Here is a 255-nt window from a genome sequence, read left to right on the forward strand (position 1 = left end):
GTCGCACTCATCGTCTACCACGGCGTGTCGATCGGCGCCGTGCGCCGGCTGCTTCTCACCGACATCCAAGATCGGCTGCTGCACCAAGACGAGCGCGAGATTCCGCTGGCGCCCCCGGTCCGTACACACGTCGCCGCCTACCTCGACGAACGAGCGATCACCTGGCCCGCGACCGCCAATCCGCATCTGTTCATCAACAGCCGCTCCGCCTCGCGAGACACCGCCGTCGGACTCCGCTGGGTCCAGCTCAAGATC

At 66.7% G+C, this 255-nt stretch carries 1 pseudogene; it reads left to right on the forward strand.

Annotated features, from left to right (window positions below):
* Nucleotides 1-255: pseudogene (locus tag RM423_RS25205) on the forward strand (hypothetical protein); the annotation flags it as partial.

The organism is Jatrophihabitans lederbergiae (assembly GCF_031845305.1).
GTDB lineage: Bacteria > Actinomycetota > Actinomycetes > Mycobacteriales > Jatrophihabitantaceae > Jatrophihabitans_A > Jatrophihabitans_A lederbergiae.